This window comes from Lysobacter hankyongensis, assembly GCF_039543145.1.
In the GTDB taxonomy this organism is placed as follows: domain Bacteria; phylum Pseudomonadota; class Gammaproteobacteria; order Xanthomonadales; family Xanthomonadaceae; genus Lysobacter_I; species Lysobacter_I hankyongensis.
Genome location: NZ_BAABJE010000014.1, coordinates 274,213 through 298,805 on the forward strand (window position 1 = coordinate 274,213; position 24,593 = coordinate 298,805).

Sequence of the window (24,593 nt, forward strand, 5' to 3'; positions counted from 1 at the left end):
CCGGACCGGCGGTGGCGGGACGACAGATGAGCGCTGCCGTCTCGCCGTCTGGCCTATACCATGCGCAGGGTCGGAGTGGAGAACTGCCTCAGGATATCCAGGTGCACGTCCATTCTCAGCTTTCTAAGATGATCGAGTGACGCGCGCCCTCCCAAAGCCAGCAACGGCTCGAAACCGTAGACCTCATCGGCGTTCAATGCGCCAAGCGTTTCGAGCGCGCGGGAGAACAACGGAACATCGTCTTCGTCGGTGAAGTCGAAATCTTCCGGATTCGAAATCGCGAAAAAGGAGCGAACGGACTTTTCGCCGTCGGCCCTGGACGCGGGCGAACGGCGTTCCGTCATCAGCAACCCGGAAATGCAGTACACGCTCAACACACGCCCGCTCTCCGGCTCGAAGGCATACAGATCTCCGAATGCCGTTCTCGCGAAGACATGAAGCGCTTTTCCATCCCAATCGGGGATGCCACGGGTCCAGTCCTGCGCACGCCCGACATGGTCCTCGGGATCGACCATCCAGAACAGACCGCCACCAAAGCAGGCGAATCCGCAGGATCTCCAGAAAGACAGGAGACATTCCGGGAGAATGCCGCCGTACTTCGCGAATCTGTCATCCGGCACGGGACGGCTCGAGTTCGGCGCACCGAACTCTTCGACGAACAGAGAAAAAAACTCATCCATCATGGTCGCGTCTACCATTTGCCATTGATCGAAAGTCTAACATTCATCTTGCTCGATCCGTATCCGTTCGCCATCGCCGTTCTCGCCCACTGATCGATCGCTCCCAATCGCCCGTTCCAGCTCGCGCCGATCGCGGAATTCACATTCGACAGACCCATACGCACCGGCAAGGGGCTCAACCAGCCTCCCGCCACCATATCCGGCTCATGCAGTGCAGCCAAGGTCGATCTGATGTCCGCAGCGCGAGCGGTGGCAGCCTTCTTGGCCTGGGCCACCGGCATGCCGTCGTTGACCATCTCCTTGAAGATCTTGCTGCGCATTTCCTTCTCGAACGCTCTGGCGAACTGCTCCTGGGCCTTCTTGGCGGCGGGATTCCGCCCGAGATCGATATATGCCTGCCGCGCCTTCAGATACTGCTCGACGCTCAATCGGTTGATGGCGTCCTGCTGGGCATTCAATTGTTTGGCGTATTCGGTGAGATAAGCGCGTCTCTCCGATGCGGACATGTGTTGTAGAGCCGGGCCATCCAACGGAGTGAAGGGCTTCACATTCACTGTTTCCAGAACGACCGGCTTGCCGGCGCTTTTGCCGCCATTGGCCGCCAAAGACGCTTTCATCGTCGGCAGTTGGCTGCCCAAGTCTTTCGCAAGCCCTTGCAGCGCCGCCTGATCCAGCGCGACACCGTCGATGATCAGGCTACCGCCGCCCGCTTCGACATGATTCGTTGCGAGCATTTTGGAGGCGGCTCTCGTCGCCCCGACCCTCAGCGCAATACCCAGCGCCATGACCGGAATGTCCGCGACCAGGCCGGCGATCGAAGCACGATTGATGGCGCTTTCGACCTGGCGCATCAATCCCTGCTCCTTGATCTGAAGATTGCCCGGAAGCAGACTGTCCGAAGCCCTCAACGAGTTGACCTCCTGTGCGACCAGTCTTTCCCGAGTAGCGTTGTAGACCTGATCGGAATAGAAGCGGATTCCCGCAGGCCCGATGGCAGCCATCACCTCGCTCCTGCTCACGCCTGCCCGGGCCACGCTGTCGAGATATTGTTCCGACTGCGCACGCGCGTAGGTGAGATCGACGGCGTCTGCACCGGAATTGATCTGTTGCATGAGATTGATGCCCACATCGACATCGAAGTATCCGCCGCTGATCCGGATCGCATCCGCCAACCTGTCCTTGAGCGTCATCGCCGGGTCGAATACGGCCGCAAGCTGCATATCGCCGTCCAGGAACGAATCCGCCTTCCTCAAGAGCGCCTTCAGCGCCTCGTGCCGGTCGAATTCCTCGTAAGTGACCGCGCCGTATGCGGACGAGAACTCATTGTCGAGCGCGTCGCGGTCGAATACGCGGGTGCCGGAAGAAGGTTCTGCGCGCGGCGCCCCCGAAATGGCTTCCAGTACCGATACCAGATCATCGAGCGTCAACAGACCGGCGTCGGACTGATCGGACGACAGGGACATCATCGAGAGGCTGGCCTGACGCTGCGGCTCCAGGCTGCGCAGATACGCCTCGATCCGCCGCGTTTCCCTGGCGTATTCGATCCCGTTCACCGCTGCGTTGCCGGTCGCGGTACCGATCGCGTTCGCCGCAAGACCGAGGTAATCCACCCTGTCGTCGAAGCCGAACGCGCGACGCGTGTGCAACCCGATGACACCGCCGATCAATGCTGAGCCAAGATCGGTACCAAAATTCGCCATCGGGTCGAAGCGCGCCGCCTCGAAATCGGGCTGAAGGCCGAAGCGATCGGCGACCGCGCTGGTGACGACCGCGGAGACGGCACTCGCAGCGACGCTGCGCCAACTGAAGGACGTATTCCGGACGCCTGCCGCCCTGTTGGCCGCATAGCCTGCGACGTTGCCGACGACCGCACTCGCGGCAGCCCTGGCGTAGTCGCTGCCGCCCAGCGCGCCCGCGATGCCGCCGGTCATCCCGGCCGATCCCGCGAATGACACGGTGCCCGCCGTGAGCCCGCTGGCGATCGCGGTCCGCCAGCTGAAGCTGCTCACCCCCGTCAGACTGCCGATCGCCTGACTGGCGACGCTCCCCACGAACGAACCTATTCCTGCCGATATCGCCAACGTCGCACCCAAGCCGGCGGATGCTGCGAAACTGCCGACCGCGACGCCCAATGTGCTCACGCCGGCCGCAGCGCCTCCTGCCAGCGCGCTGGCCCCGACTGCAGACGTGGTCGCAGCTGCGCCGGTCGCCGTCGTTCCGGTCACGCCCATCGCCCCCGCCGCCGCACCCGCCGTATACACCGTCACCACCACCGCGATCACGACGATCAGGATGGTCGCCAGCACGTTGCAGTTCTGCTTCGGCGGCGGCGTGATGAAGGGCAGACCCGGCGTGGTCGAGCCGATGGCTTCGGCCGGGTTGTAGGGCTTGAAGGTGCCGGCGTCGTTGGCGTTGACGTTCACCTGCGGCGTGTTGAGCTGGGTGCCCGCGGTGAGCGGGGCATCCGGGTTCGACAGGCCGTTGGCGTCCGCCAGCACGTACCACAGGCTGCTGTTGCCGTAGACGCGCTGCGCGAGCGACTGCAGGGTCTCGCCCTGCAGCGCCACGGTGGTGCCGCCGCCCGCGGCGTAGTTGCCGCGGCCGTTGAGGGTCTGGATCTGCGGCGTGTTGTAGACGTAATGGTTGTTGCGGATCTGACCGCCTTCGCGCAGTTCGGCCTGCTGCTGGCCGGCGGCATGCACGAACTGATAGTTGTCGCGGGCGCCGGTCGTATCCGGTGTCTGCGTGAACACGTTGTTGTGGATCGTGCCCTCGCGGCGGGTCTGCACGCGGCCGTCGCCGTTGTAGCTGTAGGCGCGCACGCGGTCGTCGATCGCGGTCTGGTACTCGGTGTGCTCGACCTGTTTCGTCAGGCGACCGAAGGCATCGTAGGTCAGCGTGTTGGTGGTCGGCTTGTAGCTGGTGTTGGTGCTGCTGCCCGCGACCGTCTTCTCCTGATACGTCTCCCAGCCCTCGTAGCTGCTGGTGAAGGTATGGATCGCGGCGTTCATGGTGGCCGACCAGTAACGGTAGATGCGCACGCGCCCCAGCGCGTCGTAGCCGCTGTTCTCGTTCGCGTCGGTGTATTGCACCCAGTTGTCGGGCGCCAACAGATTGATGTCCGTGCGTTCGGCGTTCTCGTCGAAGGTGCCCGGCTCGCGCCAGTGGATGCCTGCCAGTCCGCCCTCGCGTCGGCGCGTCACATGCACCGCGAGGCGACCGTCCGCGTCGTAATGGAAGATTTCGGCATCGGACAGCCAGCCCGCGACGCTCATCGGCGCATGCAGCGGGTAGCCTTCGCCATCCAGCGGAGAAGCGACTTCGGTACCGTTCTGGTAGAAGCTGTAGGTCCTGTCCAGTTGGTTCAGCGCATCGTAGGTGTACAGCTTCGAGATGCCGCCGAACTCGAAATTCACCGGGTCCAGATATTCGGCATGGAACTCGTACTGCTTGCGACCGCGCAGGTCGTAGGTGGTGCGATACACGATGTCGTGCTGGCTGGTCTTGAGCAACCGACCGACCACCTGGCCCACGGCGTCGTACATCAAACCGTAGGATTCGGCCGGATTCGCCCCGAGTCCGATGTAAGCGCCCGCCGTCCCCGGATCGACCAGGCGGCCGCCGACGAGTTTCAACCGGTTTTCGGCGTCGTAGAGGAACCATTCGTCCTTGATCTGGACCGGCACGCTGGTGGTCGCGGCCCCGATCGGCGCAATGATGATCTCGCCGGTCTCGCCACCGCTCCCGGCCTCACCGGCGCCATCGCCGCCCTTGCCGTCGTCGGGCGCTTCCGCGGCCCCCATGTCGAAGCTGTAGATCCCGCCTTCGGATTCGTCGACAAGCGAGCCACCGCCGCCGAACTTGGTCAGCGTGAACTCACTGTAGACGGACAGGCCCGCGGGATCCGTCGCGGTCACGCGAATCGTGAAGGTCTGGGTCACGGCGCCCGTCGGCATGCCGGAGAATGTCCGGTTCATACCGTTGAACGTCAACCACGCAGGCAGGACGCCCGTACCGCCATTCCGCGTCGCCGTATAGGTCAGTGCGTTGTTGTCCGGATCGAGGAACGCATCGACGGGGAACTGGTATTCGAAATTGGTTCCAGTCTCGGCGAGCTGGTCCTCCAGAGGGATGTTCACGTACGGCGCACCGTTGCCCGACGACGTACCGATCGTGAAGGAGAACGCGACGCTGGCCGCACCGCCGTTGCCGTCGCTGGCGCCGTAGGTGACCGTCCAGGTGCCCGTCGTCGTCGGCGTCCCGCTGATGATGCGCGTGGCGGCGTCGAAGTTCAGTCCGCTCGGCAAGCCGCTGATGCTGTAGGTCAGGGAATCGCCGTCGGCGTCGGTGAACACCGGAAGCGTCCGCGACAGAAAGGTGCCGAGCGTGCCCGTCTGCGTCTGCACGGCCGGCGCGACCGGCGCGTGATTGCTCGATGTCGTGAAGGTGATGCGGATATCGCCATCGGCGGGATCGTTCGCCGCGCCGATGAACTCATCGTCCACGTCGGCATTCAGTCCACGCCCGTCCTCGGCGACGATCCGCAGCATGATCGGCACGGTCTGGTTCGCAGGCGCCACGCCGCTGAAGGTCCGCGTGGCGGCGTCGTAGTTCATCCACGCCGGCAAGGGCAGATAGTTCACGTAAAAGCCGACCGGATCCCCCTCGATGCCCTGTTCGATCAGGCTCGGCCGCAGACTCACGGGATCGCCATCGGGATCGGTGAACAGGCCAGCCGGCAACGTGAAGCTGAAGGTCTGGCCACGCGGCAACGCTTGATCCGGCAACGGGACGCCCGTCCTCACGGGGGCGCTGTCGGCGGCGACCGTGACCGAGAAGTTTTTCGTACCGGAGAGGCCGGCGGCATCGGCGGCACGCACACTGAAGGCGAACGTGCCGACCGGCGGCATCGTACCGGCGATCCTGGAGAAGGTGACGGTTCCCGCCGCGTGGTTGACCGTCATCTTCAGCCAGCCCGGCAACGGCGAGCCCACCGGCGTCTGCAGGGTCAGGTCGAGCGCATCCTGCTCGGGGTCGTTGAAGAACGCGGTGATCGGGAAGGTCTGACTGAAATTGTCGAGCTGCCGCAAGGACAGCGTCTGCATGCCCGCGGTCGCCGCAGGCGCACGATTGGCGAACACCCGGACCGCAAGGATGGTCGTGACGGCCGCGCCGTCCACATCGGTGGCGGTCAGCCGGACGTTGTAGACGCGCCCGTCGACTTCGCTCGTCGGGACGTTGCCGTCGAACAGGATCTGCGGCGTCGCCTGATCGTGCAGATACTGGAACGACAGCCAGGCGGGCAAGGCAGTGCCGTCGGCCAGTTCGGCGGCGACCTGCAGTCGATCGCCGTCGACATCGGAAAACACCTGCGGCAGATCGCGGGTCCACTGGAACTGGCGGCCGAGGATGGCATCCACCGGCGCGGGCGTCGCCACGATGGTCGGCGCCGAATTCGGCGCATGGGTGATGTTGAACTGCTGGACCGCGGTCGCGCCCAACTGATCGGTGGCGCGCAGGCGCAGCACGAAGGTGGCCGATCCCTGCGGTGTGCCGCTGAGGCGGATCACGCCAGGCGTTCCGGTATCGACGCTGACCCACGTCGGCAGACCGTTCTCGATGAGCAGACTCAGCACGTCGCCCACGTCGGCATCGCGGAAATACTGCGTGGCGACCAGATCCATGGCCCACGGCTGCCCGCTCTTCGCGCGCACCGCGATATCGCCGGATGCGATGCGAACCGGTGCGGTATTGGTGCGCACCCGCACCGTGAAGGTGGTGCTCACGGTGTTGCCGGGATTGCCGGTCTCGGTCGCGGTCAACCGCACCACGATGTCCTGGTCCGTGAGGTTCGCCGGCGGATTGGCGACGAACACGACCTCGCCGGTCACCGGATCGTGTGCCGCCTGCAGCCAGGACGGCAATGCGCTGCCGTCGCCGCGGGCGATGCCGAGTGTCAGCGCGTTCTGCTCGGCATCGCGGAAGATGTCGCTGAACAGCAGGCGGAACTCCGACGTCATGCCCTTGCGGACGGTGCGATCGTCGACGGGACGGGCCACCACCGGCGCGCTGTTGACGACCGGAATGCCGTCGACGTTGGGCCCGAAACCGGAGGCCGCGCGCACGTGACGACGGTTGCCGTTGGCGTCGTATTCGGTGATCAGGTCGAAAATGCGCTTGTTGGCGTTCAGATCGTCCTGGACGACGCGCTCGACCCGGTTGTGGCTGTCGTAGGTCGTGCGCGTGCGGGTACGCACCTGCAGGCCATAGGTGTCGGTGGTGGTCACCTCTTCCAGGGTCTTGTTGCCGGCCGCATCGTATTCGTAGCGGTAGATCGTCGCGCCTTCGACGATTTCGCGGATGCGACCGTTGGCGAAGTAGCTGACCTTGCGATCGGCCGCGGGCGCGCCGATGGGCAGACCGAGGGACTGTCCGCCCGCACCGGTCTCGCGGCGCAACTGGCCGGACTCGCCGTTGTATTCGTAATCGCTGTCGCGGCCGCTGAGATTGTTGTGATCGATCAGGCGACCGAAGACATCGTAATTCCAGCTCGACTCATCGAGGCGGACGGTTTCGCTCTCGCGATCGACATAGGTCGGCGCATTCGCCGCCAGCGACAGCGCATTGCGCTCCAGCGTCTTGCGCGCGGCGGCGTCGTAGGCGTACTCCATCACCACGCCCATCTGCGTCTCGCTGCGGATCAGCTGGCCGCGGCTGTCGTAGTCGTACTTCGATGCAAACGTGTAGGGATTGGTGACACGGATACGATCGCCGTTTTCGTTCAGCGTGTAAACCTGCATCGCCCACTTGCCGCGGGTCGCGCCGTCGGCCATCGGCATGTAGTCGCCGATGGCCACGACCCGACCCGCACGGTCGTATTCCTTGAACGTTAGATAGCCGAGCGCGTTCTGTGTCGCGCGCTGGTTGCCGAAGGCGTCGTAAGCGAATCGGGTCGCGTTGCCGTACGCGTCCTTCGACGCCACCATGCGCCCGGTGGCGTCGTACTCGGTGGTGCGCAGATTGCCGTTGGCGTCGCGGGTCGCGACCAGACGGCCCAGCGCGTCGTAATAGCGCAGGTTCTCCGGGCGTCGCCATTCGCTGACGCCGTTCTCGCCCACCACCTTCACCAGCGGCCGGATCTCGCGCACCAGCTGATCGAGACTGTTGTATTCGTAATCCGTCTGATAGCCGCGGGTATCGACGATCCGCAGCACGTTGCCCCAGCGGTCGACGGTCTGGGTCAGGGTGCTGGTGGTCGTGACCTCGGCGGTGTGCGACGGCAGGATCACCTGCAGCGTGCGGCCGAGCTTGTCGACGCGGGTGCGCGTGATCGCATCCACCACCGTGTCCACGCCGCCCGTGGTCGACAGAAAGGCGCGCTGCTTCGCGTAGACCTGGTGCCCGGCGAGGTTGTAGCCGAACTCGCGCATGGCGCCGCTCTCGTTCGAGCCGGTCATGCGTCCGGCGGCATCATAGGTGTAAAGCAGCGTGCCGCTGAGGCCCTGCATCGTCTTCGTGGCGATCTCGCCGAAGGCGTTGTAGGTCACGGTCTCGCCGGTATCGACCACGGTGCCCTGGGCGACGCCGTTGAGCAGCAGATCGCGGGTCGTGAGCGTGGTCTTCTGGCGCCCGGTCTTGTCGTAGGTGTTGACGATCTGCACGGTCGCGCTGCGGCCGCCGTTGCCGGTCAGGGTGTAGCGCACCCCGGTGACGTTGTCGGCGGCATCGAAGCTGCGGGTGACCACCGCGCCCTCGCCGTCGCGCATCCACACCGCCCGCCCCTGGTAGTCGTAGCGCATCCGCTGGATCTGGTCGCGGGCGTCGTCGGGAATCGGCGTCGAGCCCTCGGGCCTGCCGTTGGCGAAACGCCGCACTTCGACCGCATTGCCGAAGGCGTCGTACGCCATCGTGGTGTAGGGCGAACGCTCTTCGTACAGCAGCGGTGAGTTCAGATCCTGGCTCGTGCTGCTGCCGAGCATCGCATCCATGCTCTGTCCGACGACGCGGCGCAGCGGTTCCTGCACCGATTTGACGCGGCCGAGCGCATCGTAGGTGGTGAGGGTGGTGCCGGTCTCGTCGACGAGCGAGGTCACGCGGCCTTCGCCGTCGTAGCCGAAGGTCGAGGTCACGTCGCGGCTGCCGGTGCTGCCGTCGGGCCGGCGGTATTGGCGCACCGAGGTCTCGGTCGCCTTGCGCCCGACCGCATCGTAGGTCCAGCGGGTGATGCGGTCGGCGCCGATGGTGGCATCGCCGGGCGCAGGCACGCCCGGGCGCACGGCGACATCGGGCATCTGGGTCAGCGCACGCGCGTACTCGACCGTCTTCGTCGCTTCGCCGGTCGCGTTGTACTCGGTTTCGGTGACGTAACCCAGCGGGTCCACGGTCAGCGTGTTGCGGCCGAGCGCGTCGTAGTAACGATACGCCGTCGCCCACTGCTCGCTGCCGCTGCCGGGCACGCCTTCGAGCAGCGTCGATGTCGTCACCTGGTCGCCGTAGGCGTTGTAGCCGTAGGTGGTGGTCGGCGTACCCGTCGCGCTCACGCCGCTGCCGGTGAGGTAGGCGACCGTGGACAGTTCGACCTTCGTCTTCAGTCCGCGCGCGTCGTACTGGGTGATGACGCTGCGATCGTCGACACTCGCCGCGGGCGTGCCGCCCGCCTGCATCTGCGCGAGCGAGATCGGCTGCGATTCGCTCCAGCCGGCGATGTTGCCGAGTGCGTTGGCATGACGGCGAACGAGGGTCTGTTCGCCGTAGGTGTTGTAGGCGTACGTGGTGACCTGGCGTTCCTGATCGATCTCGTGGACCAATCGGCCCAGCGCGTCGTAAACCCGATGACTGTAGTGGCCGCGCGTGTCCTTCTGCACCACCGCCTGACCGAGCGCGTCGTAGACGATCTCGATCGCGGGGCGGGTGCCGGTGAGGGCGATCACGCCGGTCGACGGGTCGACCGCGCCCGGGTCGGCGAAGACGGTGCGGATCTGATGGCCGCGACTGTCGTATTCGTATTCGGTGGTTCGCCGCTCGCTCGCGACCGGCGCGCCGGCGTCTTCGGTCTTGGACAGCAGATTGCCGATGCCGTCGTAGGCGTAGAGCGTGGTGAGCGATCGGGTATCGAGCGACAGGCTGCCGTCGGCGGCGACCCGCGCGATCTGCATCGGCGGGCCGGATTCGGAGATCCGGTTGCCGGCGGCATCGTACTGGTATGCCCAGATCTTGAAATTGCGGTCGCTGTAGGTGCTCAAACGGCCGGCACCGTCGTATCCGTAGGTTTCGGTGTGGTTGGTCGCATCCTTGACCTGGAACAGGCGACCGGCCGCATCATGGACGGATACTGTCCGGCGGATATCGACGGCGGACTGGGTGTTCGCCCATGCGGACAGACCCGACAGGGAGGTCGTCGCCACGGGCGGGCGCTGTCCGTAGGCGATGGCGTCCGTGACCCGGCCGGCGCCGTCGTAGCGGGTTTCCGTCAACGCACCGGTGGCGTCGAGCACGAAGCGCTGGCGGCCCGCGCTGTCGTACACGAAACGAGTCGCGCGTGATTCCACGGAAGACAGCGCGGCAGTCAGTTCGTTCTCGGTATCGGTCGGATCGAAGGCGACCATCGCCCCGTACTGCAGGGTCGACACCACGCGACCGGCCGCGTCGTAGCGCGTTTCGGCGACCGTTCCCACGCCGGTGGCGGCGCGGGTCACGCTGAAGCGCACGCGTCCCGCAGCATCGTGCACGCTGTACGCGCTGCGCGCGGTGCCGATGTTGGCGGCGACGAAGGTCGAGAAATCCGACTCGAGCGCGGTGCCCGCGAGCAGTTTCGCGCGCAGGGCCGCGTTCACGCTCATCGTGACCGCGAACGCGCGCGACAGCGACACCCGGCCCGCCTGATCGTAGGTGGTCTGGGCCAGCGTGCCGGCACCGGTGAGCGTGTAGCGCAGACGGCCGGCGGCATCGTGAACGAAGTATTCGACCTGATCGGCGGCGTTGTCGACGAGCATCGTCGCGAGCTGCGTCGTGCTCGTGCTGTCGCCGACCAGCGCGGGGTTCACCGTGGTCGCGTAACGGACGCGGGCGACCATGCGACCGGCACCGTCGTAATGCGTGCGCACGACCGCCCCGACCGCATCGACGGTGAACACCGCCTGCCCGGCCGCGTCGTAAACCTGGCGGACCCGCATGTCCTTCGCGTCCGCCGCAACGGCGACATCGGCCACGGTCGCGGTGCCCGCACGCAGGCGGTCGCGCAGCGTGGTCGTCAGCGTCGCCTTCTGCACATGGCGGCGTTCGACGACGGCGCGGCCCGCGCTGTCGTACGCGAAGGCGATGACGCCGCCCATGCCATCGACGGTCAACGCGACGCGTCCGTCGCGGTCGTGGACGGTGTAGACCGTCTCGTCCATCGCGTCGTTGCGCAGTGACTGCGCGAGGATCAGATTCGAGACGTCCGATTCGGTCGGCGCCGCCGGCAAACCGGCGATGTTCGCCAGCGCACCGTAGCTGCGCGTCATCGTGGTCCGACCGGCAGCATCGTAGGCGAGTTCGGCGATGCCGCCCGCGCCATCGACGCTGAAGCGCAGGCGGTTCGCGGCATCGTAGCTGTAGCGGGTCACGCGACCGCTGGCGTCGGTGCGGCGGGTGACGTTGTCGTTCGCGTCGTAATCGTAGGTGGTGACGAGATTCAGCGTATCGGGATCGACGGTCTCCGTGGTGCGCCGACCCAGCGCATCGTAGCCGTAGCGCACGGTGCGCGCGGCGGCGGTGCCTGCGCCTTCGGTCATCGTCAACTGGCGGCCGTCGCGGTCCCAGGTCCAGGTCGTGCGCAGGGCGAGGCCGTTCGGATCGGCGATGCTGTCGGTGAGGTTGCCCTTGCGATCGTGGATCAGGCGCGTCGCGCGCCCGCTCGCGTCGACGATGTCGGTGACGCGACCCTGACCGTCGTAGGTCGTGGTCGTGGTCAGCGCCAGGCCGGCCGGATCCTCGATCCGGCGCAGCATGCGGCCCGCGGCATCGTAGCGATACTCGACCCGGCGCTGCGAACCGTCGACCGTGGCGACGAGCAGCCCGCGCGCATCGTAATCGCGATGGTCGATGCGTCCCAGCGGATCGATCACATCGACGACCTGACCGTCCTTGTCGTAGGTCGTGGTCGTGGTGGCGGTGCTGCCGTCCGGCAGCGTCTGCGCGACCGTCAAGATCTGACCGAAACGGTTGTGCTGGGTGGTCACGCGCACGTTCTCGGGCGTGATCGTGACCATGCTGCGCGCGTTGTCGCTGTATTCGTAGCGGGTGGTCCGGCCGGTCGCGTCGGTCAGCTCGATCGTGCGCCCGAACGCATCGTAGGCCATTCCGACGACCTCGTTGCGGCCGCTGACATTGTTCGCCGTCTGCGACACCAGCCGCCCGAGGCGGTCGTAAGCCAGCGTGATCGTGTTGTTGCGCGCATCGATCCGGGTCGTGACCCGACCGAAGGCATCGTGGATCGCGCCGATGCTGCGGCTGAGCGCGTTGCCGGACTCGGTCTGGCCGGTCAGCAGCCCGCGCGTATCGTACGTATGGGTGACGGTGCGACGGACGGTGCCGTTCGCTTCGAGATCCTGCTGCGTCCACAGCTGGCCGAATGCGGTGTAGGCGTACAGCGTGCGGTAGCCCTCGGCATCGGTCCGCTCGCTCAACAGGCCGCGGGTGTCGTAGCGGAACTGCGCGCGGCTGTCGGCACCACCGAAGGTCAGCGCCGAGATCGCCGACTGCGCGCTGGCCCGGCTGCCCGGGACCGCAAGCGTGATCCTGCCGGTGTAGGCGATGCTGTCGACGACTTCGCCGAACGTGCTGTAGCGGGTCTCGACGACTTCGCCCTTCGCGTTCTGGATGTCGTTGCCGTCGTGCATGCCGCGGACCACGAAGGTTTCGCGGCCGGCGGCATCGTGGAAATACCAGGTCTTGTTGCCCGCGGCATCGATGCTTTCGATGCGGCGACCGACGAGGTCGTAGCTGTGGCGCACGCCGTACTGCGCGTAGATCGCATCGATCTCCGCCTCGGTCATGCCGGGCAGCAGATGGGTGGAGCCCTGCCCCGACAGTTCGCCGATCAGATTGCCGAACACGTCGTAGCGGAGATTGCCTTCGCGGATTTCGCTGGTGGCGTGCGCCGACTGCGTCTTCACCAGACGGCCGGCATCGTCGTAGAGATAACGCGTGGCGGTGCCTTCGTGGTTCAGCTCGACCGTCAACTGCCCCAACGCGTTGTAGCTGCGACGGGTGGTGCGATAGGCCTCCGCCGGCGGCTGATGCAACGCGGCATTGCGGAGGGTCGTCAGGCTTTCTTCGCCGTTGAGACCGGTGAGCCGCTTGGCGTAGTTTTTCACTTCGCGCAGGTTGTAGGCCTCGTCGTAGGCGAACTCGGTGAGATGGCCTTCCGCGTCGAGCATGCCGATCTGCTGGTTGCGCGCGTTGTAGAACAGGCGTGTGACCTGATCCGCAGCGTCGGGCGCGGAGGGGCGCAACTCCGTCAGGGTTCCGGTGAGCCGGAGCGCCTCGGGCGCGGCGGTGGCGTAACGGAGCGTCCTGACTGCGCGGCCTGCGGCGTCGTATTTGGTCTCGACCAGATATCCCGCGGCGTCGAGCGTTGCGAGCAACCGTCCCTCTGCGTCGTGGAACATCCGGGTCCTGCGGGGCACGACGCTGCTGTCGCCGGGTTTGGCGATGGTCGTCGCGATCAGGCGCGAGGCGCCGTCGTAGGTGTACGTGGTCACCAGACCTGCGGCATCGGTTTCCGTGGCCAGACGACCGGCGCTGTCGTAGCTGCGCAGGAGGCTGCGATCGTTGGCCGCATCCAGATGCACCCAGACATCGGCATCGCCCGGCTTGGGCGAGGTGAGCGAGAACAGCAGCCGGTCCTTGACGACCGTCGTCGCGCCGCCCTTCACCAGCGAGAGCCAGCCGGTGGTGTCGACGCGCGAGGCGTAGGCGACGGTTTCCACCGCACGTCCCATGTCGTCGTAGCGGGTGCGCACCACCGCGCCGGTTTCGTCGACGGTTCCGGTCAGACGGCCAGCGTCGTCGTAGAAGAAATAGCGCATGCCGCCGCTGGCGTCGCGGCTGCCGCGCAGCTGCCCCTTGCCGTCGTAGTAATGGTAGGTGTAGCGGTTCGCGACCGGATTGACGGTGTCGAATTCGGTGACGATGCCGACCTGGCCGGTGCGGGTGTACTGATCGAGACGCAGCAGGCCGCTGTCGAGCGTGGTCCAGACCTGACGGCCGGAATCGGCGTAGGCATAGGTGGTCAGCACGGTGGCGGCGTCGTTGGCGGCAAGCCATGCGGCATGCCCCGAAGGATCGGCGATCGCATCCGGCATCGCGCCGGTGGACGCATCGCGGCTCAGTACGCTCAGCAAACGGCCCATGCCGTCGTAGACGTAGTCCACCACCTCGCTGCCGGCCGGCGGCGCGCCGGCGAGGGTGCGCGACGGTCCGTGCACGGTGATCTTCTGCCGCAGCAGGCCCTGGGCGTCGTAAACGTGGTTGACGATCGACGTCGCCGCATCCAGCACACCGTTGCCGGTGGCGTCGGCGGACACCGCCGCATAGCTCACGGCCTGCGAGAGCCGGCCCTTGCCGTCGTAGTTGTACACGGTAAGCGCGCTGTTCGCGCGGCGCATCGCGGTCGCGTTCGTCGCCCAGGCGCTGAGCGACGCTTCGTCGAGCAGGCCCGTATAGGCCTCGCCGAGATAGCGGCGCTCGCTGGCGACCTGACCGACGCCGTTGCCGCTGGTGGCATACACCAGCTCGCGCACCGCGCCGGTCGCATCGATCTCGAAGCGCAGGCGATTGCGGCTGTCGTACACGTATTTTCTGGACAGCTCTCCGGACGGCGGCGTGTAGGTCGCCTTGCCTTGACCGGGCACCGCCGGGACGGTGTAGCGACTTTCCGTCAGCACCTGATTGGCGGCGTTGTGGGTCCAGGTCACGGTATTGCCGAGCAGGTCGCGCTGCAGCGTGCGGTTGCCGTTGACGTCGTATTCGAACGTCGTGTCCAGCTGCGCCGCGGCACCCGCGAACGGCGCCTGGAACATGCGGGTCAGATTGCCGGCGCTGTCGTAGCGATATTCGGTCTTCCTGCGCAGGCCGTCGATCGCCGGATCGATCACCGCCGTCAGCTGGCGATCGGCGTCGTATTCGTAGGTCCAAGTGCGACCATTGCCGTCGACGACATCGGTCGCGTTGCCGCGATAAGTGAAGGTCGTGGTCTGTGCCGGTGAATCCACGCCGCCGCCGAGCGTCACCGACTTGACCCGATATCCACCACTGCCATCGGCCTCGTAGGCATAGGCGACGGAAACGCCATCGCCGGTGTTGATCGTGGCGATGCGCAGGTCGCTCGCCACCGTACTGACGTAGGTGTAAGCGGTGCGGAAGCGCTTGCCGTCGTTGTTGCCCGGAACCGTCGCATCCCAGGTGTTGTCGCCCGCGTTCTGCGGCGTGAGATCGGTCTGCACCCACGCCAGACGGCCGGAACCGTCGGCGAATTCGTAACCGTAGCTCACCTGCGAACGCAGGACGCCGTTCTCGCGGGTGTGGATCGTCGCCAATTGTCCGGCGCCGTTGTAGCCGAACACGATCGCATCGCCGGCGGCACCGGCGCCATCCACGGCGCGCACTTCGGACACCCGGCCCGCGCCGTCGTAGACGACGTCGTACTGCGCCGGCACGCCGTTGTCGGAACGCAGATCGCGGATCCGCAGCAGCCGCCCCTGCAGGAGGGGGTCGGCATGATTCGCGAACTGCTCCTCGCGCTGCGAACCGCCTTCCACCAGCGTCCAGGTCGCGCTCGCGCCGTCCCAGGTCAAGGTGTCGTGCGCACCGTCGCCGGCGGTGGAGACATAGCGGTTCGCGGTGCCCGACCAGGCGAAGGCGACAGTCTGGCCATCGCCGGTCGTCAACACCATCGTGCTGCCCACCGTATTCAAGGTGTTATTGAGCGAGAGCCTGCGCTCGTAGCCGGTGATCCAGCCGTCCTGGCCCTGGCCGGCGACGGTGCCGCGACTGTTGTAGGTGCGCAGCAGACTGGCACCGAAGCCGCGCACCAGCAGACTCTCGTCGAGATCCTGCACGACCAGATTGCCGGTCGCGAGATTGACGTACTGGCTCGATGCGCCCTGCCCGATCCGACCGCCACCGGCATTGCCGAGTTGCGTCAGCGACGTGTTGAAGAGACCCAGCCCATTACCCGTGTAGACAGCGACCATCTGCGCGATTCCCATGAATGCATCGGATTCTCCGGACGCAGTGGCCCGGGTTTCGCATGCATTCCGCAGTGGGCGCGGACAAGTTTAGGGTCGATTTCCGATTATTTTCGAATCCAGGATTTTTGTCTGTTTCTGCGAAAAAATACCGATTTTCGTGATCCTTTCTCGGCGCGCAATCCGCTTCGATTGATTTATGCGACAACGATTTTCACGCCATGAACGGATGCGCGAAAAAAGTTTTCATTCACGTGATCCTGTTCGTCGCCGTTTTCCGCTTGCCGAAATGCCGTGCGCCGGAAAGATGCTGCAGGCACCAGGCGCATGCATGCGCATCGCCCTTCCGGCGAAGCATCGATGCGGACATCGAATCAGGAAGCGAAGACGTGCGGAGACGCGAACCGGACCGATCGGCCCGGACGGATCGCTCAGGCGACGAACTGCTCGCTGAGGATGCGTTCTTCGAGATTGTGCTCGGGATCGAACAGCAGGGTCACCGTTCGGTCGCGCGATTCGCGGATCGAGACTTCGACCACGTCGCGCACTTCGTGCGAATCGGCGGTGGCGCTGACCGGACGCTTGTAGGGATCGAGCACGCGGAAGCGCACTTCGGTCTCGGCCTTGAGCAGCGCGCCGCGCCAGCGTCGCGGTCGGAACGGCGCGATCGGCGTCAATGCGATCACGCCGCTGCCCAGCGGCAGGATCGGACCGCCGGCGGAATAGTTGTAGGCGGTGCTGCCGGCGGGTGTCGCCACCATCACGCCGTCGCAGATCAGCTCGTCCAGCCGGGTCTGGCCGCTGAGTTCGATCGCGATGTGCGCCGCCTGCCGGGTCTGGCGCAGCAGCGAGACTTCGTTGTACGCCAGCGAGGTCACGCTGGCCCCGGATTCGGTGAGCGCCTGCATCTCCAGCGGACGCAGCTTCGCGGGCTCGGCCGCGGCCAGGCGTTCGAGCAGACCGTCCTGCTCGAACTGGTTCATCAGGAAACCGACGGTGCCGAGCTTCATGCCGTAGACCGGCCGGCCCAGGCCGCCATGACGGTGCAGCGTCTGCAGCATGAAGCCGTCGCCGCCGAGCGCGCAGATCACGTCGGCGGCGTCTGGCGCGTTCTGCCCGTGGCGCGCGGTCATCGCCGCCAGCGCGGCCTGTGCATCCGGCGTGGGGCTGGCGAGGAACGCGATCTTCGGACATGTCGACATGCGTGATTCCCAATCATGATCGTTGACGCGGCGTGATTTCTGTCACGTTCCGCGGTCGATCCGCTCTCTATAGTCGGCGTCCCGCGCGAATGACAACGATACCATCGGCCCTTCGCGCGGGCATCCCCTTCCGGCCGCGCGCCATCCGCGCGTCGACCGGCACATCGATTCATGGAGGAACTCATGTCTGTTGTCAAACCGTTCTGCGTCGCCCTGCTCGCCACCGCCGCGCTCGCATCCGCGCATGCCGCCGACACCACCCGCCCGATGGAAGGCATGGAACCGGCGCCGGGTCTGGAATCCGACTGGCTCGACACACTCGATACACGCATCCCCTCGCCGCTCGCGGCGCACATCGTCGTCAACGACCATCCGATGGGCTCGCAGATCCGCCTGCGCGAAGGCACGTCCGCGATGCCGACGATCTCCTCGAAACTGGCCATCGCCGCCACCGCTTCGGTGAAGGGCATGGATGTCAGCGGCTGGCAGGGCAACGTCGCCTGGTCGACCGCATGGGCCAACGGCGCGCGTTTCGCCTACGTCAAGGCGACCGAAGGCACCGGCTACACCAATCCCTACTTCGCGCAGCAGTACAACGGCTCGTACAACGTCGGCATGATCCGCGGCGCCTACCACTTCGCCCTGCCCGACCGTTCCAGCGGCGCCACCCAGGCCGATTACTTCGTGAACCACGGCGGCGGCTGGTCCGCCGACGGCAAGACCCTGCCGGGCGTCGCCGATCTGGAATACAACCCCTACGGCGCGACCTGCTACGGCCTGAGCAAGAGCGGCATGGCCGCCTGGATCACGTCCTTCAGCAACCGCTATCGCACCCGCACCGGCCGCTATCCGGTGATCTACACCAGCACCAGCTGGTGGACGCAGTGCGTCGGCACCGCGGGCAACTACAGCGCGACCAGCCCGCTGTGGGTGGCCCGCTACTCCACCAGCGTCGGCACGCTGCCGTACGCGTGGACGTACTACACCTTCTGGCAATTCGCCGACTCCGGCATCTTCCCCGGCGACCAGAACGTGTTCAACGGCGCCTACGACCGCCTGCAAGTGCTCGCGCGCGGCTGAGGCCGCACCCGCGCTTGGCCCGAAACGCGAACGGCCCCGGAAAACCGGGGCCGTTCGTGATGCATCGCAGTGATGTGCGGATTGCAGTGGCGCTGCGGCGATCAGCCTTCCGCCGACAGCATCGACAACCGGCGCACCGCGACCGAGGCGGTCGGGTAATCCAGCGACTTCTGCGCGGCGAGTTCGGCCAGCATCGCGAGCGTGAACCGCAGCGAGGCGTCGTCGCGCTCGATCCAGGCCTTGACCTTGGCGTCGGCGTTCGCGCCGGGCGTGTCCAGGACCTGCATCGTGAGCAGCCGCTGCTGGGTCGCGAGTTCGTCGCGCAGCGAGCCGCGTGCGACCGCGTGCCAGCGGCCATCGACCGCGAGCGTATCGATCTGCGCGTACAGCCACGGCAGCTTGAGCGCGTCGCCGAGACGGAAATGCGCCCGCGCCACGTCGACCGGCTTGAGCCTGCGCGCGCGCGCCACTTCGATGATGTCGCAACACCATTCGAGGTACGGCAGCGCGGCCAGCTGCTTCGCCAGCGCTTCGGGCAAGCCCTTCTCCTTCCACTCGGCGAAGCTCGCGTCGTAGGCCGGCCGCATCGCCGCCGGCAGGATGCCGGAACCGGCGCGGATCTCGCGGAAGCCGTCGTGATAGCGCTCCACCGCCGTGGTGATCGCCGGAATCGCGCCGGGGCGGGACAGCAGCCAGCGCGTCATCGAACGCTGCAGATTCCAGATGGTCTGCAGCGCATCGACCTGCACCGACTCGGGCAGCTTGCCGTCGAGCGCGTCGATCTGCGCCCACAGCTCGCGCGCGTCGAGCGTTTCGCGGGTGATGGTGAACGCCTTCGCGACTTCGCCCGGCGAACGGCCGGTGTCTTCGGTCATGCGCAGGGTGAAGGTCGCGCCCATGCGGTTGACCATCGAGTTGGTCACCGCGGTGGCGATGATCTCGCGCTTCAGCCGGTGCTGTTCCATCGACTTCGCGTATTTCTTCTGCAGCGGCGCCGGGAAGTAGCGCACCAGTTCCTTCGACAGGTACGGGTCTTCCGGCACGTCGGAATCGAGCAACTGCTGGAACAGCACGATCTTCGAATACGACAGCAGCACCGACAGCTCCGGCCGGGTCAGGCCGATGCGGCGCGCCTTGCGCTCGGCGATCTCGCTGTCGCTGGGCAGGAATTCGATCTGGCGATCGAGCAGCCCCTGCGATTCGAGGGTGCGGATGAAATGCTGCTTGGAACCGAGACGCGACAGGCTCATCCGCTGCATCAGGCTCAGCGCCTGGTTCTGGCGGTAGTTGTCGTTGAGCACCAGCGCCGCGACCTCGTCGGTCATCGCCGCCAGCAGCTTGTTGCGCTCGGGCATCGACAGCTTTTTCTTCTGCACTTCGCCGTTGAGCAGGATCTTGATGTTCACCTCGTGGTCCGAGGTGTCGACGCCGGCGGAGTTGTCGATGAAGTCGGTGTTGAGCAGCACGCCATGGAGCGCGGCCTCGATGCGGCCGAGCTGGGTCAGGCCGAGGTTGCCGCCCTCGCCCACCATTTTGCAGCGCAGTTCGCCGCCGTTGACGCGCAGGCCGTTGTTGGCGCGATCGCCGACATCGGCATGGGTTTCGCTCGCGGCCTTGACGTAGGTGCCGATGCCGCCGTTCCACAGCAGGTCGACCGGCGCCTTCAGGATCGCGTTCATCAGTTCCATCGGGCTCATCGCCACGGCGTCGCCGGCGATGCCGAGCGCGGCCTTGATCTGCGGCGACAGCGGAATGGATTTGGCCGAACGCGGATAGACGCCGCCGCCCTTGCTGATCAGGCCCTTGTCGTAATCGTCCCAGCTCGAACGCGGCAGCTTGAACATGCGTTCGCGTTCGCGGAACGAGATCGCCGCGTCCGGATCCGGGTCGAGGAAGATGTGGCGGTGATCGAACGCCGCCAGCAGGCGGATGTGCGTCGACAGCAGCATGCCGTTGCCGAACACGTCGCCGGACATGTCGCCGACGCCGACGCAGGTGAAATCTTCGGTCTGCGAATCGCGGCCGAGGGCGCGGAAGTGGCGCTTGACCGACTCCCAGCCGCCGCGCGCGGTGATGCCCATGCCCTTGTGGTCGTAGCCGACCGAACCGCCCGAGGCGAAGGCGTCGTCGAGCCAGAAACCGTGGGCGTTGGCGATGCCGTTGGCGATGTCCGAGAACGTGGCGGTGCCCTTGTCGGCCGCGACCACGAGATAGGGATCGTCGCCGTCGTGGCGCACCACTTCGTCCGGGGCCACAATCTTGCCGTTCACGATGTTGTCGGTGATGTCGAGCAGGCCGTTGATGAAGCGCTTGTAGCAGGCCACGCCTTCGTTGAACCAGGCATCGCGGTCGACCGACGGATCGGGCAACTGCTTGCAGAAGAAACCGCCCTTCGAGCCGACCGGCACGATGACCGTGTTCTTCACCATCTGCGCCTTCACCAGACCGAGGACTTCGGTGCGGAAGTCTTCGCGGCGATCCGACCAGCGCAGACCGCCGCGCGCGACCGGGCCGAAGCGCAGATGCACGCCTTCGACGCGCGGGCCGCAGACGAAGATTTCGCGGTACGGCCGCGGCTTCGGCAGATCGGGCACCTTCGAGGAATCGAACTTGAAGCTGAGGTAATCGGCCGGACCGCCGTCGGCGCGCAGACCGTCGCGGTAACGACCGCTGCGATAACGGATGTAGTAGTTGGTGCGCAGCGTGGCCTCGATCACGCCGACGAAGCTGCGCAGGATGCGGTCTTCGTCGAGGCTGGACACGCGATCCAGCAGCGCGGTGATCGCATTGCGCGACGCCTCGATCTGCGCTTCGCGCTTCGACGCGCGGGCCGCGATCACCGGCTCCACCGCGGCCAGCACCGCGGCATCGCCGCCGGCCAGTGCGGTCAGCTGGGCGCGGAATTCCACCGCGCCGGCCTGGATGGCGGTCTTGCTTTCGCTGCCGGTCACCGGATCGAAACGCGCTTCGAACAACTCGGTCATCAACCGGGCCAGGATCGGATAGCGCGCGAAGGTTTCTTCGACGTAGTTCTGCGAGAACGGCACGCCGATCTGCATCAGATACTTGCAGTAGGCGCGCAGCATCGCGACCTGGCGCCACGACAGGTTCGCGGCGAGGATCAGGCGATTGAAGCCGTCGTTCTCGGCGGTGCCGCGCCAGATCTGGCCGAAGGCGTCCTCGAAGGTGTCGTCGAGTGCCTCGACGTCGATGTCGGCGCGCGCCGCCTCGACCTCGAAGTCCTGGATGTAGGCCACCTGCGCGTCGCCGTTCACACCGCCCACCTCGACCCGATACGGGTGTTCGGAAATCACGCGCAGGCCCATGTTCTCCATCATCGGCAGCGCATCGGACAGTGGGATATCGTCCTTCAGGCGATAGAACTTGAAGCGAAGGCCGCCTTCCAGATCGCGGCACAGGCGCAGGCGCAGATCGTGTTCGGGCGACAGCGCGGCCAGTTGCTCGACATCGTCGGCGGCGACGCCCGCGGACACCTTCTCGATGTATCCGGCGGGCAAGGCGCGACCGTAACGGCTGGCCAACGCGAGACCGCGCTCCTCGCCGTGGCGCGTGACCAGTTGCTCGCGCAGATCGTCCTGCCAGTTGCGCACGATCGCCGCCAGTTTGGCGTCGATCTGTGCGGCATCGACCTCGACCGCTTCGCCCTTGCGCGGACGCACCAGCATATGCAGCTGCGCCAGCGGCGAATCGCCGAGCTGGATGGTGGAATCGACGCGATCGGCGTGCAGTTCGGCCTTGAGCATCGCTTCGGTGCGCAGGCGGATCTCGGTGTTGTAGCGATCGCGCGGAATGTAGGCCAGCACCGAATAGAAACGACCGTAGCGGTCGTGGCGCAGGAACAGGCGGCTGCGCACGCGTTCCTGCAGATTGAGGATGCCCGACGCGAGCTGGTACAGCTCGGCCTCGGTCGACTGGAACAGCTCGTCGCGCGGCAGGGTTTCGAGGATGTGGCGCAGCGCCTTGCCGCTGTGGCCGGTGGGCTGCAGGCCGGACTTCTGCATCACGTAATCGTGACGCTCGCGCACCAGCGGGATTTCCCACGGGCGCCGGGTGTAGGCGCTGGAGGTGTAGAGACCGATGAAGCGCTGTTCGGCGATCGGACGGCCTTCGGCGTCGAAGCTCAGCACGCCGATGTAGTCCATGTAGCCGGGACGATGCACGGTGGCGCGCGCGTTGGTCTTGGTGAGGATCAGCGCATCGACCGCGCCGGACTGTGGCATGTAGTGCGCGGCGAGCGTGGTCAGCTTGCGCGGGCGGGTGCTTTCGCGGGCGCGCAGCAGGCCCAGGCCGGTGTCGGGATCGGCGGCCAGCACTTCCTCGCCGCCCTGCTTCTTCACCCGGTATTCGCGATAGCCGAGGAAGGTGAAGTGATCGCTCGCGGCCCAGCGCAGGAATTCCTGCGCTTCCTTGCGGCCGGCGTCGCCGACCGGCATCCGGCGCTTGCCCAGGTCTTCGGTGACTTCGAGCATCTTCGCGCGCATCGCCGGCCAGTCGCCGACGATGCCGCGCACGTCGGCCAGCACCTCGCGGATCGCTTTTTCCACCTCGGCGCTGCCGGCGGCGGACTGGCGGTCGATCTCCAGATGCATCATCGATTCGATCTCGCCCTCGCCGACCGAGACCAGCTTGCCGGCGCGGTCGCGGACGATCCGCACCAGCGGGTGCCCGAGCACGTGCACGCCGATGCCGCGTTCGGCCAGGGCCATCTTCACCGAATCGACCAGGAACGGCATGTCGTCGTTGACGATCTGCAGCACCGTATGCGGCGATTCCCAACCGTGCTTCGCCAGCGACGGATTGAACAGCCGCACGCTCGGCGTCCCCGGCTTGCGCGCCCGCGCGAACTCGAGGAAATCGTTGGCGAGCGCGGCCCAGCCTTCGGCGCCGTGCAGCGGCAGTTCGTCCTGGGCCATGCGATGGTAGAACGCCGAAGCGAACGCGCTGGCATCGTCCTGGCCGCGCTTGCCGGCGCGCTTGCGGATGGCGTCGAAGATCGGTTCGAGCGGCCGGATCTCGGTACGTTCCGTGTTGCGGGCGTTCTTGCGACGCGCGGCAGGTGCTTGCTTGGTCATGTACGGGTCCTGTCGGATGCGCGGTCAGCGCAGGCCGGTTTCGTTGCGGGCGATCACGAGGCGCTGGATTTCGCTGGTGCCTTCGTAGATCTCGGTGATCTTGGCGTCGCGGAAGTAACGCTCCAGCGGCATTTCCTTCGAATAGCCCATGCCGCCGTGGATCTGCACCGCCTGGTGGGTGATCCACATCGCGGCTTCCGAGGCGGTGAGCTTGGCGATGGCGGCCTCGTTGCCGAAGCGCGCGCCGCCGTTCTCGAACTCGCCCTTCTGCCACGCCGCGCGCAGCGTGAGCAGCGTGGCCGCATCGAGCTTGCACTTCATGTCGGCGATCTTCGCCTGGGTCATCTGGAAGGTGCCGATCGGCGCGCCGAAGGCCTTGCGGTCCTTCACGTAGGTCAGCGTCGCTTCGTACGCCGCGCGGGCGATGCCGATGGCCTGGGACGCGATGCCGATGCGGCCGGCGTCGAGCACGCCCATCGCGATCTTGAAGCCCTCGCCTTCGGTGCCCAGGACTTCGTCGGCCTGAACCACGTAGTCGGCGAACTCGATCTCGCAGGTGGCCGAGGCGCGGATGCCGAGCTTCGGCTCGGTCTTGCCGCGATGGAAGCCTTCGCGCGCGGTGTCGATCATGAAGGCGGTGATGCCGCGGGCGCCCTTCTCGGGATCGGTCATCGCGAACAGCACGATGTATTTGGCCACCGGGCCGGAGGTGATCCAGCTCTTCTTGCCGTTGACGACGTACGTGCCGTCGGCCTGCTTCACCGCCTTGCAGCGCATCGCGGTGGCGTCGGAGCCGGACTGCGGCTCGGTCAGGGCGAAGGCGCCGATCTCGCGGCCTTCGGCGATCGCGCGCACGTACAGCTGCTTCTGCGCTTCGGTGCCGAACTTCAGGATGCCGTTGCAGAACAGCGAATTGTTGACCGACATGATAGTCGAGTGCGCGGCGTCGGCCGCGGCCACTTCGATCATCGCCAGCACGTAGCTGATCGGGTCCATGCCGGCGCCGCCGTATTCGGCCGGTACCTCGATCCCCATGAGGCCGTTTTCGCCGAGGGTCCGCATGTTGTCGACCGGAAATTCTCCCGTGCGGTCGAAATGCTCGGCGCTCGGCGCGATCTTCTCCTGCGCGATGCGGCGGGCGACGTCCTGAATCATCAACTGCTCTTCGGTGAAGCGGAAATCCACGGTCGCGTCCTCGGTTATGAAATCGAAACCAATATTGTAGCCGCGGCCATCGCACAAACCCCAGTGCGGGCCGCGGCGCTTGACCTCGCGCCGCGCCGGGCAGACAATCATCTTTGTATCGCG

General features: G+C 66.2%; 6 protein-coding genes. 1 reads left to right on the forward strand and 5 read right to left on the reverse strand.

Features of this window, described 5'->3' with window-relative positions; translation table 11 throughout:
* Positions 1–53: 53 nt before the first annotated feature.
* The 3 genes from ABD974_RS13270 to ABD974_RS13280 all read right to left on the reverse strand — a co-directional run bounded on the left by ABD974_RS13270 (position 54) and on the right by ABD974_RS13280 (position 17,112).
* On the reverse strand, positions 54–698 hold the full coding sequence (locus ABD974_RS13270) for a GAD-like domain-containing protein (protein WP_345303815.1): 645 nt from the start codon (positions 696–698) through the stop codon (positions 54–56).
* Positions 692–15,931: a putative Ig domain-containing protein gene (locus ABD974_RS13275; RefSeq protein ID WP_345303816.1), complete on the reverse strand. Its 15,240-nt coding sequence runs from the start codon at positions 15,929–15,931 to the stop codon at positions 692–694. The genes ABD974_RS13270 and ABD974_RS13275 overlap by 7 nt, the downstream gene beginning before the upstream one ends.
* A gap of 410 nt (positions 15,932–16,341) precedes the next feature.
* A complete protein-coding gene (locus tag ABD974_RS13280; protein WP_345303817.1) occupies positions 16,342–17,112 on the reverse strand; it encodes an NAD kinase in 771 nt (256 codons plus the stop codon).
* A gap of 183 nt (positions 17,113–17,295) precedes the next feature.
* On the opposite strand from ABD974_RS13280, the gene ABD974_RS13285 reads away from it, so the two are divergent.
* Positions 17,296–18,192, forward strand: coding sequence for a lysozyme (locus ABD974_RS13285; RefSeq protein WP_345303818.1), 897 nt, complete (start codon positions 17,296–17,298; stop codon positions 18,190–18,192).
* A 101-nt stretch (positions 18,193–18,293) separates the two neighbouring features.
* Here the strand turns inward: ABD974_RS13285 and ABD974_RS13290 are convergent, their stop codons facing one another.
* Complete coding sequence (locus ABD974_RS13290) at positions 18,294–23,285, reverse strand: NAD-glutamate dehydrogenase (protein WP_425562689.1); 4,992 nt, start codon at positions 23,283–23,285, stop codon at positions 18,294–18,296.
* Between the two features lie 24 nt (positions 23,286–23,309).
* A complete protein-coding gene (locus ABD974_RS13295; protein WP_425562690.1) occupies positions 23,310–24,581 on the reverse strand; it encodes an acyl-CoA dehydrogenase family protein in 1,272 nt (423 codons plus the stop codon).
* Positions 24,582–24,593 lie beyond the last annotated feature (12 nt).